This is a genomic window from Hydromonas duriensis (genome assembly GCF_004363775.1).
Lineage (GTDB): Bacteria > Pseudomonadota > Gammaproteobacteria > Burkholderiales > Burkholderiaceae > Hydromonas > Hydromonas duriensis.
Genome location: NZ_SNZE01000010.1, coordinates 77,061 through 92,450, shown reverse-complemented (window position 1 = coordinate 92,450; position 15,390 = coordinate 77,061). Strand labels below are relative to the sequence as shown.

Below are 15,390 nucleotides of genomic sequence, written 5' to 3'. Positions count from 1 at the left end.
CCTGCTTATAAAATAAGCAGAATACTTGGATTACCTGGTCAATTTTGAACGCAAATTTATGCCTTTAAATGGTCAGTTTTGAACGAGCAGCAACACCACTTGCATATGATTGCGCACCAATCGCGGTTGCGCTGACACCTTGTGCGGTTGCGCTGATACCTATTGCGGTGGTAAAACCATTACCCGTATTATCAGATAAACTCCAATCACCAATGGCAACACCTGAACCACCACCGCTAACTTTCGCAATGGCTTGAAAACCAATTGCCATACCATAACCTGAGAAGCCATTGCCACCACCTACGACCGCTGCCGTGCCATTATCCGCGCTCGTGCCATCCGTTCCGATGACAATCTGCGCATTGGCCTGGCTGGCGGCTAACGCGCCAATAAACGCTAAAGACGAGCCCGCTGCGGCTTGTACGGTGAGCTTACTCTTTTTACCTGACGTGGACACATTCTCCGCTGCCGCGACCCATGTGCCCGTCTTTTCATTGTATACACTACGATAACTAATATTCATTTCATTTCCTCTGACTTAACAAGAAACACCCTAAAAAAACTTTGCAAATTTACATATGTTTATTTTTTAAAAAAATAGACATTTAGGACATCTAAACATTTACCTAGCGAGATTCTACACATAGCAAAAAATACTGAAAAATCAATATATGTACTATTAACTGTTTTTTACTCATATAAATGTTTATAATAAATATTTATTCTTTGTTTATCTTTTATATGGTTGAATATGTAAAATACTCTTTATTACGATTGTGAAATTGATTCAAAATGGTCACAAATAGGGTTGTAAAAAACAAACATTTTTAATAAAAACGTGGTTTAAGCAACAAAAAAAGAGTACTTAATTTAAAAAAAGCGGGTTTTTACTATATATAAAATCCTATTTTTGAACATCTAAAGGTTTTTTTACGCCAGTAAAAGTAAAAATACTCAGGATTTTACTGGTGTTTTTGCCAATGACGCGGTGTGAATTTGGAGGAAACAAGGACACATACAACCCGTTGAATGCCAATAAAAACAAGGCTTGATAGTTTTTTCGAATACAGCGGTGGGTAGGTTCGGATGTGAAAAAGGAGATGCGAGGCTGGTGGTTATTTTTAAATTGTTATATTGTTTATATTGCTTAATTTTTTATCAAACAGTGCTTTTTCTTGCGCTATTTACGTTTTACAACGAAAATTTTACTAAATATATAGAGATGACAAACTAACGCTCGACACCTCAACCCTATTTTGATGTGGCTTTATGCGGTTTATTGCATTGCAAAATCAATTTAAAAGTAAGTTGCTGCATCAGCGTGGTTTTATTACGCATTTTTTTATGTTTGATGGCTGACCATGTATGCTGTTGTTGAATTTTATGCGGCTTATACCTAGACACGGACTTTGACCCAAGTGGCGTGTGAAGTGAACAGATACTTTTTAAAGGTTTCTCGTTGTTGAGGACTCAATATGAAAAAGTCTTCAAAAAGACGAAAAACACCATTCAGCAGAAGAAAAACTTGTGTGGGTGTGTTCAGCTAGAGCGAAAGAATGCGAAGTGCTATTTGCACTGTTTGTGATGTTTGCTGCATTGTGAAAATTGCCGCTTGATGCGGCATTCTCGCGCGATTATACGTCCAGCGGTAGAGAGATGGTGACGGTGCTGCCTTGGTTGGGCGTGCTGTCGATGTCGAGCCTGCCGTTGTGTCGTTGAATGACGGAGCGTATCATGCGCCAACCGATGCCCATACTGCCTGCGGCATCGGGGGCTTTTTGGCTGACGTGGTTCTGAATGGGGGCTTTGGCTGCTGGGTTCGATGCAGTCTCGCGCCCGAGCAGTTGGTCTTGCTGTGCTTGGCTCATGCCTTGCCCTTGGTCGCTGATGCTGACACTTGCCCATGCACGACCGTCGTGCGTGGCGTGCTGCAGGCGGATGGTGATTTGACTGTCAGACGGACTGTAACGAATGGCGTTGCTAATGAGGTTGACGAGGGCGCGTTCAATGAGCTCACCGTCAATGTTGACCCATGATTCAAGCTCGGGGTTACGCTCGACGTTAAGTTCAATGCGTTTTTGTTTGGCTTGGTTGTGCAGTTGCTCAACGGCGTAGTCCACGATGTGTTGTAGGTGGTGCGTTTCAAACATGAGTTTGCCGCTTTGTACGTGGTTGAGCTCGACTAGATTTTTAGCGTAGTGGAGTGTCTTATGGACGTTGTCTTCGATGGTGGCATGAAGTGCGTCTATGGTTTTTTCTGCAAGTGGATTTGCGCTCTTTTTATACAAGGCTATTGATGAGAGTATGCTCACTTGCGGCGTTCTGAGGTCGTGCGAGAGGTAAGCAATCAGCTCTCGATTGAGGGCTTGGGTTTGGCGTTGTTCTTTTTGCAGGGCTTCTATTTGACCGAATACTTTGTATAGCGTCCAATTGAGCGCGAACTTTTGGTTTTTATTGTTGCCCGAGGGGTTGTTTTGTTTGTTGTATTGCTTAATTTGCGCGTCAAAGTAGCGCATGACGCCTGCGATGCGCCGCCAAATCCATAACACGTAGGCAAGTGCCATGAGGATAATGGATGTTGTGGCGGGCACCCAGATGTGTTGCCCAACGAATAGATAGGCGCACCCAGAAATCACAACACCTTGTACGAGCATCAGCCAATATAAATGCCAGCGTTCGCCGACAACTAAGAAGCCGAGCATGAGAACCACAATCGGTAGGAGGGTATAAAACAGGGTTTCGTTTGGCGAGGGGACGGCGATGTCTCTGTTGTTCAGCAGCCCATCAAGTACGTTGGCTTGAATTTCAACACCCGACATCATGCCAAAAGGGGTGCGAAAGATGCTGCCAAGCCCTTTTGCGGTGGCGCCAATCAGCACGTATTTGCCTGTGAACTCGGAGATGGGAACGATGCCGTTGAGTACATCAATATAGCTGTAGCTGTCATAGTTGTCCATTCCACCTGTGTATGGAATGAGTTGTTGCTCAACTTCGGGCTGGGCGTTGGGTTCAAGCAGAAGCAGGCTGCTATTGACGAGCTTTTGCCCTTGCACATCGTATGCGCTGTACATGCGTCGCAGAACGTTGTCAATGTCAGGTTCGGCTGCAACCAGCCCGACTCGCGTATTTTTGGTGAATTGCTCTAGGGGGCGATTGATGCGCGCGGGGTCCTCGGGGTGACTTAAGTCAAAAATTTGCCCGTCTTCTGTGGCGAGCATGGCGGGCAAAACCAAATTTCGCATTTTTTGAATTGACTTTGCCAAGGCTTGGTCGTCTTCAGGGTGCTCAGATGGCTCAATGAATAGTATATTCATAAAAACACCTGCGGTTCGCGCTTGACTGAGCTGATCTAAAAATTGGGCATGCACGCGACGATGCCAAGGCCAGCGCCCAAGCTGCGATAAGCTTTTGTCGTCAATTTCGATGATGGCTATTCTTGAATCGGGGGCTTGCTCTCGCTTCCATGCGAGCTTATCGTATGTGGCAAGGTCGAGCATGTCAAATACACCGTATTGCTTAACGGCAAAGCCAAACCCTAAAATTAAGAATAGGATAATCAACCATTCAACCAGTATTCTGATGCGGCGTTTTTGTGGGGTGTTGACGACTGGCGTATTCATTGTGGTCGCGCGTCAGGCTGGTACAGTATATTGACTGCACTTGATAGACCTTCACCGCCATCGGCATCGACTCCATTGACTTTAACGAAATAGTAGCCACTGTCTAAGCCTGATAATTCCATGGCGGGGATGTCGGAGTATGATTCTTGTACGAGCAACAAAAATTGTTCGTCATAGCTGACGCGAAAATGATAACGGCGAGCAGCGGCAATTTCGGGGACTTTTAGCTGTAATGTTTTCCCTCGCACCACCAATGGCAACTGTTCGAGGTTGGGAGCGGGGAGCATGGTGTATTCTCTGATGCCTTGTGCAGAGGCGAATGCGCCTTTGCCATGAGACAAAATAATCGGCGCCCCGCATAAAGTTGGGCTTTGCGCTGCGACGACACCTTCAGATACATCGGTTCGAGTGATATTGCTAGCAGCGTCATGCTCAACCCCAAATTTCGTGCCACGCACACTTAATGTCACTGCAGGTGTGCGCACGCGATAGCTGGTTTTGTTTTTGTTCTTTGGGTTTGATAGGCTGGAGTCGCCGACGTAGTTTTCGACTCGACCTTTTTTGACATCAATCAGTATGGGCGTTTTGGTGATTTGCTTGAGGAGGACAGTTGAGTTACTGGGTATCACCAAACGACTACCGTCAGATAGTCCCATTGAGAAAAAACTTTGTACGCCCGTTTGAACCGTGTAGCCATCTTGTATCGGCACCGCCTTACCTTTGGTGTTAAATAAACGGTGAGGTATTCCTTTGGCATCGGATACAACGACTTGCCCGACTTCTGAAATCAGCTTGGGCGTTTGCGCAGTACTCACAACTTTGGGGCTGCGTTTTGCCTTAGCGTGACGATTTTTTTTGACACGCGGTTTCTTCTTATTGGCACTCTTTACAGCTGGCGCATCGGATTTTTCGGATGCACGCGGGATGTTGACCAGCGGATCTGAAGTGTCGCAGGCTTCTTGAGCGCGCCCAGTCAAGGCGGCACAAGAAAGCACCCCTAATATTAAGGCGCGCAATACAATACTGCGATACTTCAGTTTAAATCTGACGCTCATGGTCTATTACCTTATTGCTCGTCTTTCTTGAAATAATCCAAGCGGTAACCATAACCATACACAGGTCGCAACGCCCAGCCATTTTCAGCCGTCAATTCAAGCTTGTCTCGAATACGGTGAATGTGCGTGGTCAATGAACGACCTGCATCTTTGTTGTCTCGCATCCAAACCCGTTGCAAAATAAATTCACGGGACAAGTTGACGCCCACATTATTGAAAAACAACTTCGCTAAGTTGTATTCAAGCTCCGTGAGCTTAATCAACTGGCTGGCATGGTTGATGGTTAAGCTGAAGTCATCAAAAATCACACCAAAAACCTCAGTTTTTTGTGGTGTTTCTTCTAAAGCGGCCACTAACGCCTCATTTTTTGAGGGCGCTTCATTTTTCGCTCTAGAATTTTCAATTAAACGCTTCACGCGAACCAACAACTCGGCGGGGTAGAAAGGTTTGGTCACATACTCGTCCGCACCTGCGTTCAACAACTCCACCACGTCTGAGCCTGCTTTGTTGCTCGTCACCATCACAACGGGGATATGTACGTCTCTATACTGACGAATCCATTGCAAGACAACGTCTCCACTCATGTCAGGGACATTACGATCTAAAATGACACAGTCAAAATCTTCTGTTTTTAAACTGTTCAACAGGGCCAGACCACTATCAAATGTGAGGAGCTCAACAGGCTCATCCCAATTATCTGGATCGCCGACCAAGGCCAATTCAATCATTTGTAGATGCGTAACATTATCATCAAGAACTGCTATTCGAATCATTTGTTTATCCAATCTTACTTACGTTGTTTATACTTACACTCACTTATTGTCTATTTTTATTATAAACGTATTTACACTATAGACAATTTTATTTCTTTATTATTATTAATTAAATTTAATATTTCGGGTTTTTATACACATCTTTTTTACGTCTCTCCTCCCCAAAAAAGTCGAATATTTCATTACACATGCCCATATTTACTGGCTTTAGCAAGCACGCATGACGCTTGTCCTACCTTGCATTGACTTCTTTTTCAAGCACGGAGTCTTATGTTTAGCGGACCCTGCAAGAAAATACATTTTCATCCCGCATACAGGCTATATGCTACCTATAATCAATTGCAACGGTTGTTTCACATCATCTCCCTGAATTTATTCAATTTGTATATAAAAGTCATGATACGACAAAGAAAGTTAATCGTGTATAAAAAAAATATATTTATCTGAAAAAAATAAGCACAACAACAGAATCATACGGGCTGACACCATTCTAAATTGTTGATTTTCGGGGTGTTTAATTCATTAAAGTTGGTGCTGTGCCGTCATTTTTTATTTTGCACAATTGATGTTTTTTTGACTTGTGATGTTGATGTGTTCGATGTTTTATTTTAAGTGCCCCCTACCTGTCACTTGCTTTAATTTTAATATTTATTGAGCAGGTAGGGTTTTCGGGTCTTGTGTGCGATTGATGACGTGTTGAGCGTCGCCGCTGTCCAAGCCTTTGTCTTGTAACAACGAGGGATTTTGAGTCGCGACGGGTTGCGGCTTAGTGTCAAGCAGGCTGTTAATGAATACCACGTCTTCATCACCCAGTTTGGAGATGGCGGCTTTTAGGTTGACATTACCCAGTACCGTGTTGTACACGGCTTGCGCTAAATCGTATTGGGTTTGGGCATGGGTTTGTTCGGCATTGAGGACATCGATATTAATCCGCATGCCCAATGAACGGCCAATTTCATTTGATTTGACCGAGGCACTGGCTGATTTTTGAGCGGCTTGGAGTGCGGCAATCGTTGCCAGTCCTGATACAGCTTGATTGTAGGCGGTTCGGGTGGTTTGCGCGACTTGATTTTCAACTGCACGTAAATTTTGGTAGCTTTTGGTTTTTAATGCTTCACTTTCGAGCACCTGCGCGCCAATCAAGCCGCCATCAAATATGGGCATACTGACTTCAAAGCCAAAGCTTTGAGCACTGGTGCTCACATCACTTGCGCGGTTTAAGCTGGTGCTTTTCCACACCTGATTGGCGACGAAGTTGACAACAGGCAGGTGCTGTTGCGCTTTGCGTGTGACGTCAAGTTCGGCGACTTTGTAGGCGAGTTTGGCAATTTGGATGGCGTAGGATTCATCGCGAGCACGCGCAACCCATTTGTCTTGGGTGTCGGGTACGGGCATTTTGAGGTGCAGCGGAGTACTCAGCGTGGCGAGCTTTTCTTTGGGGTCTATGTCTCGTCCCATCATATCCGCCAATGCGGAGCGGGCATTCTCTGCGGTGCTGGCGGCGTTAATCGCGGCGGCTTTGGCGCGGTAGTAGGCGGCTTCGGCTTCGTTTGTGTCGATGATGGTGGTGTTACCCACGTCAAAACTTCGCTTGACAATTTTCAGTTGCAAGGCCGTATTGCGCTCTTGTTCAGCCGCGATAGTGGCGTTTTTTTCTGCCAGCAGTGCATTGAAATAGGCTTGTATGACGCGATTTATCAAGTCTTGGCGTGCTTGTGCGAGTTGTAGTGCGCCCGAGTCGGTGTTGAGGTCAATCTGTTTAAACGCAGTGATTTTATCAATTTCCAAAAGCGGTTGCGTGAAGCTGATGGTGAGATTGGCGGGGTAGGTTTTACGCACATCACTTGTTCCCGAAGTGCCTAAAAACGTGCTGGTGTTGCGCGTGTTGGTGTGCAAGAAACTGCCCGTTAGCCCAATAGTGGGCATGAGCGCGGCTCGCGCTTGTTTTCTTTGTGCGTCGGTGGCGGCTTTTTGAGCGACAGTGACTTGATATGTCGGGTCATTGAGCAGTGCCGCATTGAAGGCTTCGACCAAATCAAGTGCGTGTACGGGTGTCGAACATATGCCCAAACCGAGTAATAACGACAGACACAGGGTATTTCGTTTCATGTTGCGCTTTTCTTAAAATACGAAAGTGGGACGTGTGTCGCTTTGCGTCAACGCGGGGGCAATGGTTTCAAACAAGACCTCTTGCGTCCAGTCTGACTCGCCCACTCGATGAACCAGTACGGCGTGCATGGTTGGTGCGCCTGCGGTTCCGATGATTGCAAATAAGCGTCCGCCCACATGGATGCGTTGCTTCATCGTATGGGTAAGGTGTGCAACACTACCTGCCAGAACCAATACATCAAATTTTTCGGTGCTGAGTTTCAAGCCATCACCCAGCTCATAATTGACGTTGCGCACATGATGTTGATTTAAATTGCGTTGCGCAAAATGCAAAATGGTTTCATTCAACTCGTAGACCGTCACCGTTTTGGCGAATCTTGCCAGCAGTGCCGCCATGTAACCATCTCCAAGCCCCACTTGGGCGACCGTTTCATTTTTTTGCACGTCGACAGCTTGTACGATGCGCGCCACCACCCGTGGTGTGAGCAGTTGAGTGCCCGTGTCCACACCGTCAATCACCAATGGCAGTTCGGTGTCGACATATGCAAATGCTTGATGTGACGCGGGTAAAAAACCTGCGCGTGGTAAGTCGTGCAACAGTTTAAGTACAGCTGGGTTGCTGACATCCCATGGGCGGATTTGCTGTTCAATCATATTGAATAATGCGTCGCGTTTCATGTGTTCACCTGATTTTTGAAGTTATTATTGGATTAAATATTAGTGCGGTTGTTGTTCAGAAGTGCCGCTCTTAGCAAAAAACCTTTTTGCTCTTGCGCCCCAGTCGTCCAAATAAGTGTATACGACGGGAACAACAACCAAGGTCAATAAGGTTGACGTAATCGTGCCACCAATCACGGCCTGCCCCATCGGGGCGCGTTGCTCGGAGCCTTCGCCTAGAGCCATCGCCATCGGCAACATGCCAAACACCATCGCCAGTGTGGTCATGAGAATCGGGCGTAAACGAATTTTGACCGCGTCTAAAATCGCTTCTTCTCGCGTTGAGCCGCTGGCGCGGGCTTGGTTGATGAAGTCTATCAACAAAATGGCATTTTTTGTCACCAAGCCCATGAGCAAAACAAACCCCACAACTGAAAACATATTCAAACTCGATTTAAACAGCAGTAAAGCACTGAAGACACCAATCAACGATAAGGGCAATGTGCTCATAATCGCAATCGGCTGCAAGAGGCTGTTAAATTGTGAAGCCAACACCATGTAGATGAAAATAATCCCTAAGCCCAAAGCAGTCATGGCGTAACCCATTGATTCCGCTTGGTCTTTGGAGTCGCCTGCGGCTTCGTAGCTGTAACCCGGCTCCCATTTCATGTCCTTGAGGACGGCATCCATATCGGCGGAGACTTCGCCAACACTGCGCCCTGCTGGGTTGGCGTCAATTTGAATGCGCCGAACTAAGTTTTCACGCACAATTTCATTTGAGGTGCTGCCTTGTACAACTTGCGCCACGTCACCCACACGGGCCAATATCGGTTGGCCATTGCTATTCGTACCTGCGGTGGCAATACGTAAGTTGGCGATGTCCTCAGGGCGCGTGCGTTGCGACTCTTTTAAGCGCAACTCGATGCTGTAATCCTCGTCATTGGGTGCACGCCATACGCCCGCGCTCGTTCCTGTAACCAGCCCAGAGACGGTCGTTGCGAGACTGCTGGTATTCAAGCCCAAGTCTGCGGCCCGTTGCGTATCAATTTTCAAATCCATCGATGGTTTTTTTTCAGCGACCGTTGATTCTAAATCCACCGTCCCTGGCACTGATTTCAATTTAGCCAAGGCTTCTGCGCTATAGGCTTCTAAGCGATTTAAATCGGGGCCTTTGATATTGAAAATTAATTGTTTATTTGCACCTGCGGGGCCACCCTCTTGCCCAGATACTTTAGAAATATTAATCCCACCGATTTGCACCAAACGCTGACGAACCAATATTTTCATCTCATCTAGAGAATGTGAGCGTTTACTCAAAGGCTTTAATTTGACATAAATATTCGCCACATTTGAGCCACTCGTGCCTCCGCCGATTCGTGCAAAGCTATAGTCAATGTCTGGGAACTCGGCTTTAAGCACGGCCTGTACTTGCTTCACTTTGTCGGTGGTTTGCTCCAAAGTTGTACCAACAGGCGTTTTGAAACGCACATTCATTTCGGACTGGTCTGTTTGCGGTAAAAATTCTGAGCCTATCACTTTAACTATCGGTAAGCTGATGGCAAAAGTCATAAAGGCAATCAATAAAGTTTTGACGCGATGCTTTAAAGCCCAACGCAACATGCGTTGATAAAACAGGCTGAAATCTTCCACATGCCCTTCAAACCAAACCAATAGTTTTGCGCCTCGTTTTTTTTCTAACGGTTTATGCGCATCAGGGTCGTACCACGCGCTTGACAGCATGGGGTCTAATGTGAAAGAAACGAACATGGACAACAGCACCGCGACAACCACCGTCAATGAGAACGGATGGAAGAATTGCCCAATAATGCCTTTCATAAAGCCCAATGGCAAAAACACGGCGACGATACTGAGCGTGGTTGCCAGTACCGCCAAACCAATTTCTTTTGTGGCTTCAAGCGAAGCGGTGTAGTGGTCGCTGCCCATCTGTACATGGCGCACGATATTTTCACGCACAACAATCGCATCATCAATCAACAAACCAACCGATAGCGACAGTGCCATCAAGGTCATGGTGTTGATGGTAAAGCCCATGAGATAAATAAAACCAAACGTACCTATCATCGCCACGGGTAGAGTCAAAGCGGTAATCACCGTGCTGCGCCATGAGTGCAAAAACAAAAACACAATCATGATGGTCAAAATCGCACCTTCAAAAATCGTGTTGCGCACATCATCTACTGCGGCTTTAATGGTTTTTGACTGGTCAGTACGGGCGGTGATTTTGATGTCTGCGGGTAAACTTTTTTGTAGCTCTGCAAGTGCAGTACGAACATTGTCCGCCACTTCAATGGTGTTGGTGCCGCTGGATTTGATAATACTCAAGCCCAGCGTAGGCTCGCCGTTGACCAAGGATGCGCTGGTTTTCTCTTTGATGCCATCTTCAACCGTCGCAATTTGCTCCAAATAAACAGGCTGCCCCCCTCGATTCGCCACAACGATGCGACGAAATCCTTGTATGTCAGTGATTCGCCCTTTCACTTGAACAATGATTTGTTTTTCGTTGTTGTCTATCGTACCCGCGGGTAACTCTTGGTTGTTGGCTTTAATGGCACTCGCCACTTGCGCGGCCGTGACACCTAAACTTTCCATTTGATTGGCATCGAGGATGATATTGACTTGCCGTTTGACACCACCCAAAATCGTCACATCGCCCACGCCTCGGGCTGTTTGAATTTTCGGCACAATGGTGTTGTCCGCCATATCGGTCAAGTCTCGCAAGCTGCGTTGACTGTCACCCGAAATCACCAAAGTCATCATGGCTACGGCAGTTGGGTCGACTTGCGAAACGACGGGCGTATCCACCTCATCTCGTAGACTGCGCTTAAGCGTATCCATTTTGCCACGCACGTCTTGCATGGCTTTATTCATATTGGTACCGAGTTCAAACTCAGCAGTCACCACAGACAAGCCTTGATAAGAGCGCGAGGTTAGGGTTTTGATGCCGCCCACCGTGTTCAAGGCCTCTTCTACTGGGCGCGACACGTCATTTTCAACCGATGTCGGTGCGGCTCCGTCATAGGTGGTTTGCACGACGACAATCGGAAACTCAACTTCGGGCGTTTGGTCTACGGGCATTCGGTTGTAGCCCATCATGCCCAAAACGATGAGTGCGAGCATCACCATCACAGCAAAAATTGGATTTTTAATACTCACACGGGTGAACCACATGGCGAACCTTTAATTATTTAAAAAACACGGGCAATATAAAAACGCTGAATATCAAGTCGATTAAGGGCTGACCGCTGGTGCTGGAGGTGCATCAGTGCCCTTGTCGCTCAAAATAACCACATCGACCCCAGACTTGAGCACGCCCAAGTCTAAGCGCACCACTTGGTCGCCTGCATTCAGGCCTGATGTGATTTCAACGGCAGCATCAATCGCGTCACTGGCACGCGCGCCCAAATTCACATCTTGCTCTGTCATTTTGCCATCGCGAACGACGTATACGAAATTTCGATTGTCCACATGGCGAATCGCGGTGGCGGGCACAGTCAACACGCCCGTCCTTGCGGTCAATACAATTTGCCCTTGAGCAAACATGCCTGATTTGAGCTGACCCGTTGGATTGTCCACGGCGACATACACTGAATAGCTGCGTGAACCGTTTTGCGCTTCGGGGTTGATGCGATCAACTCGCCCTTGAAATGGTTGCGCCACACCGATGCTGCTTAACTGAACTGTTTGACCTGCACTTAAAGAACCGATTTGTTCCGCCGAAATAGGGGCCACCAATTCAAATTGATCTGTATTGACGATGCTGAATAATGGCGAACCAATCGCGACCGTATCGCCCGCATTGATTTTACTCGTCGCAATCGCACCCGAGACGGGCGCAACAATCGTCACCTCGCTCAATGCGCGTTTTGCGATAACCAGCGCTTCTTGAGCATTACGCAATTGCGAATTGGCATTGGCCAAACTCACCTCGAGTTTTTGCAACGCCATGGTTGAAATGAAGCCTTCTTGGACCAATTGGCGATTATTGTCGTAATCTTTCTTTGCCAACTCTAATGCACTTTTAGCTGATTCTAAATTGGCAACCGCTTGTTGGTACTGCGCTTGGTACGTCGTACCAACCAAAACCGCCAAAACTTGACCTTTGCTGACGACCTGCCCCTCACGCACTTTGACGCTTTGAACCTCGCCGCTCGCACGCGCACTGACCGTCGCCTGCGTATAGGGGGTGAGCGCACCAGACAAGGGTAAGGTCTGCTCAAATGTCGAAGGTTGAACGGCAATCAGTTCAGTGGCTTTTAACTGCATCACTTTTGCAGGCGGCACTTTCGCCTTACTGGCGCGCCCCATTGATTGATAAATACGAAAACCGACGAGGGCGACTAAAGCTATCAACAATGCCCACAGCATGACTTTGCGCAAGGATCGAGATTCAGAAGATTTAAAAGATTGCAAAGACATAATAAATACCGCTTTTTATAAGAATGTAACGACCCTGACTATCGGGAGCTCATGCTAGATGGTGATTTTGGATAAATCATGCAAGAGCGTTTCACAATGGCACAAAAACAAAAAAACAACAATTTTAGCGTCAACCCTTAGCAACCAATTTAAAATCACGCAAACGGAAGCCCAAGCCAAACAAAACTGCAAAATAGGCCCCCGCACTGACGATGATGATACCAAACAACGTCGCCAAACGCTCTATCTTGGGTGCAAAACCAACGGCTTGCCCCAAACCAAGCCAATCCACTTGCCGCCCTAAACCATACGCCACGAGCGCCAAAACCAACAAGGCCAAACATAATTTTGTGAAAAACGGCAACCAACCCGCCGCACCACCCAACGCACCACGTCGCGCCAACAAAAAGCACAAAATCGCGGCATTCAGACACGCACCCAAGCCAATCGACAGCGACAAACCTGCATGGCCAAAGATGGGAACAAAAATCAGATTCATGCCCTGCGTCGCCGCCAACACAACAATGGCGATTTTCACAGGGGTTTTAATATCTTGCTTGGCATAATACGCCGCCGCCAAAATTTTCACCGCAATTAAACCAACTAAACCAATGGCGTACATGCTTAAAGCCTGAGATGTTTTCATCACATCGTTCGCACTAAAATGTCCATAATGAAACAGACTGCTGGTCAATGCAACCGAGAGACACCCCAAGCCCACCGCAGAAGGCAAAGCCAACAATAAAGTCAAACGCAAACCCCAATTCAAAATGGTTTTGTATTCAACCTCATCCGAAGTGCTGTGCGCACGAGACAAACTCGGCAGTAAAATAGTACCCAAAGCCACCCCAAGCATCGCCGTCGGAAACTCCATCAAACGGTCGGCATACGTAATCCACGACACCGCGCCTGCGCCTAAATGCGTGGCAATATTGGTGTTGATGATGAGGCTGATTTGCGCCACTGACACCGCCAACGTTGCTGGCACCATTTGTTTCAACACACGGCGCACGCCTGCATCTCGGAACGCCGCAGCCAAGTTAAACGAAATTTTGGGCAACATCCCTATCTTGCGTAACGCAGGAATCTGCCATGCCAGCTGAACAAAACCACCCACAAAAACACCAATCGCCAAGCCGAGAATCGGCGGATTCATGTGAGGCGAGAGCCAAATCATTGAAGAAATCAATACCAGATTGAGCAAAACGGGCGTAAACGCAGGGGTATTAAAATTTTTCCATGTATTCAGCACACCCGCAAACAAAGCGGACAACGCCATAAACACAATATAAGGAAACATGATTTGGGTCATCAACGCCGCTTGATTGTAAGGCTCGCTGCCCGCCATCAAGCCACTGGCCATAAATGCCAACACGGCATTCACAAACACAATGCCTAAAATCGTGATCATGCTGACCACCCAAAACAACACGGTCGCCACATGGTCGACCAGTGCTTTGGTTGCATCTTGCCCATTCGTATTTTTACTTTGCGCCAGCAACGGGATAAACGCTTGAGAAAACGCACCTTCTGCAAACAGTCGTCGCAATAAATTCGGGATACGAAAGGCAATAAAGAAAGCATCCGTGGTTGCCCCCGCGCCAAAAATTCGAGCGGTCAGCGTCTCACGCACTAAACCCGCAATGCGCGACAGCAAAGTCATGCCGCTGACAGAAGCCAAAGTTTTGAGTAAATTCATATATTCTTAAAATGGGCGCTTGCGCCTTGGTTAAAAAGCCAACAAAAATCAAACTTTGCAACGGCAAAATGGCTGTCATCGCCACTTATACCGACCGCTCTCGCGAAAACCGTTGCGTCTTTGTTCAAAAAGTGTTATATTTTACAGCTATTTTCTTGATGCACTCGTCATTTTTCAGTGCTGGGCTACATAAAGTTAAAATGCAAATGCGCTTTGCGCAAGGCGTATTTGAGCACACATTTTGCAAAAAGCCTCAAGAAGCCGATAGAAAATCGATTTTCATTTCACAGTATTTAAGGAATAGTTATGGCAAACTCAGCACAAGCACGCAAACGCGCGCGCCAAGCCGTCAAACAAAACGCTCACAATTCAGCGTTGCGTTCACAATACCGCACTGCGGTTAAATCAGTTCGTAAAGCCATCGATGCAGGCGACCACGCTAAAGCACGCGAAGTTTTCGCTAAAGCAGCTCAAATCATTGACAGCATTGCTGACAAAAAAATCGTTCACAAAAACAAAGCCGCTCGTCACAAGAGCCGTTTGAACGCCAGCATCAAAGCTTTGGCTGCTTAATTCACTTAAGCACTCAACCTTGGCAAAAAAGCGAGATCGACGGATCTCGCTTTTTTTATAAATAGTCCATGCCCACCTATAAGCCGGATTCTGTGATGCCCACAACAAGTTGTGCGCACAGCAATCATTCCTCTGGGAACGACGTTACCGTCGAACTCTAGCCACCTACCCGCACACTCAGCGAGCCGCCTCAACGTGTGCCTATTTGGTGTTGCTTCCAGTAGAGGTTACCGCGTTTCACCGTAACTGAATACGCTCGTCTCTGTGGCCCTATTCCTCGCCTTATGGATTCGGCGGACGGCTGTTAGCCGCTACTGCGCTCTATGAAGTCCGGACTTTCCTCCCCCACATCTTAAAGATGCAGCAGCGATTGCCCAGCAGGCATGGAGGCGCATTGTAACACAGCCCATATAAAAAAGCCCTGCTTCAACAGGGCTTTAGGACAGAATGACTGAGGCATTTCAAGC

At 47.1% G+C, this 15,390-nt stretch carries 10 protein-coding genes and 1 other RNA gene; 1 reads left to right on the top strand and 10 read right to left on the bottom strand.

The window, feature by feature from the left end; translation table 11 throughout:
- Nucleotides 1-64: 64 nt before the first annotated feature.
- The 9 genes from DFR44_RS06300 to murJ form a co-directional block, all read right to left on the bottom strand.
- Nucleotides 65-523: an ESPR domain-containing protein gene (locus DFR44_RS06300; RefSeq protein WP_133620201.1), complete on the bottom strand. Its 459-nt coding sequence runs from the start codon at nt 521-523 to the stop codon at nt 65-67.
- A gap of 1,111 nt (nt 524-1,634) precedes the next feature.
- On the bottom strand, nt 1,635-3,620 hold the full coding sequence (locus tag DFR44_RS06295; protein ID WP_133620198.1) for a CHASE2 domain-containing protein: 1,986 nt from the start codon (nt 3,618-3,620) through the stop codon (nt 1,635-1,637).
- Nucleotides 3,617-4,675 carry a FecR family protein gene (locus DFR44_RS06290; RefSeq protein WP_133620194.1) on the bottom strand — a complete coding sequence of 353 codons (1,059 nt, stop codon included), beginning with the start codon at nt 4,673-4,675 and terminating at the stop codon, nt 3,617-3,619. The genes DFR44_RS06295 and DFR44_RS06290 overlap by 4 nt, the downstream gene beginning before the upstream one ends.
- Before the next feature lie 11 nt (nt 4,676-4,686).
- Complete coding sequence (locus tag DFR44_RS06285) at nt 4,687-5,448, bottom strand: response regulator transcription factor (RefSeq protein ID WP_133620191.1); 762 nt, start codon at nt 5,446-5,448, stop codon at nt 4,687-4,689.
- Between the two features lie 648 nt (nt 5,449-6,096).
- Nucleotides 6,097-7,557 (bottom strand): TolC family outer membrane protein, encoded by a 1,461-nt coding sequence (locus DFR44_RS06280; protein ID WP_133620188.1) that lies wholly within the window; start codon nt 7,555-7,557, stop codon nt 6,097-6,099.
- Nucleotides 7,558-7,569: 12 nt separating this feature from the next.
- Complete coding sequence (locus DFR44_RS06275) at nt 7,570-8,235, bottom strand: protein-L-isoaspartate O-methyltransferase family protein (RefSeq protein ID WP_133620185.1); 666 nt, start codon at nt 8,233-8,235, stop codon at nt 7,570-7,572.
- 39 nt (nt 8,236-8,274) lie between these two features.
- On the bottom strand, nt 8,275-11,403 hold the full coding sequence (locus tag DFR44_RS06270) for an efflux RND transporter permease subunit (protein ID WP_133620182.1): 3,129 nt from the start codon (nt 11,401-11,403) through the stop codon (nt 8,275-8,277).
- Between the two features lie 60 nt (nt 11,404-11,463).
- Nucleotides 11,464-12,651, bottom strand: coding sequence for an efflux RND transporter periplasmic adaptor subunit (locus tag DFR44_RS06265; RefSeq protein WP_133620179.1), 1,188 nt, complete (start codon nt 12,649-12,651; stop codon nt 11,464-11,466).
- Between the two features lie 130 nt (nt 12,652-12,781).
- Nucleotides 12,782-14,350, bottom strand: a complete 1,569-nt coding sequence (gene murJ, locus DFR44_RS06260; RefSeq protein ID WP_133620177.1) for a murein biosynthesis integral membrane protein MurJ — start codon at nt 14,348-14,350, stop codon at nt 12,782-12,784.
- A gap of 306 nt (nt 14,351-14,656) precedes the next feature.
- On the opposite strand from murJ, the gene rpsT reads away from it, so the two are divergent.
- Nucleotides 14,657-14,923, top strand: coding sequence for a 30S ribosomal protein S20 (gene rpsT / locus DFR44_RS06255; RefSeq protein WP_133620175.1), 267 nt, complete (start codon nt 14,657-14,659; stop codon nt 14,921-14,923).
- Between the two features lie 63 nt (nt 14,924-14,986).
- Here the strand turns inward: rpsT and rnpB are convergent.
- Nucleotides 14,987-15,309: RNase P RNA component class A (gene rnpB, locus DFR44_RS06250), an RNA gene on the bottom strand.
- Nucleotides 15,310-15,390 lie beyond the last annotated feature (81 nt).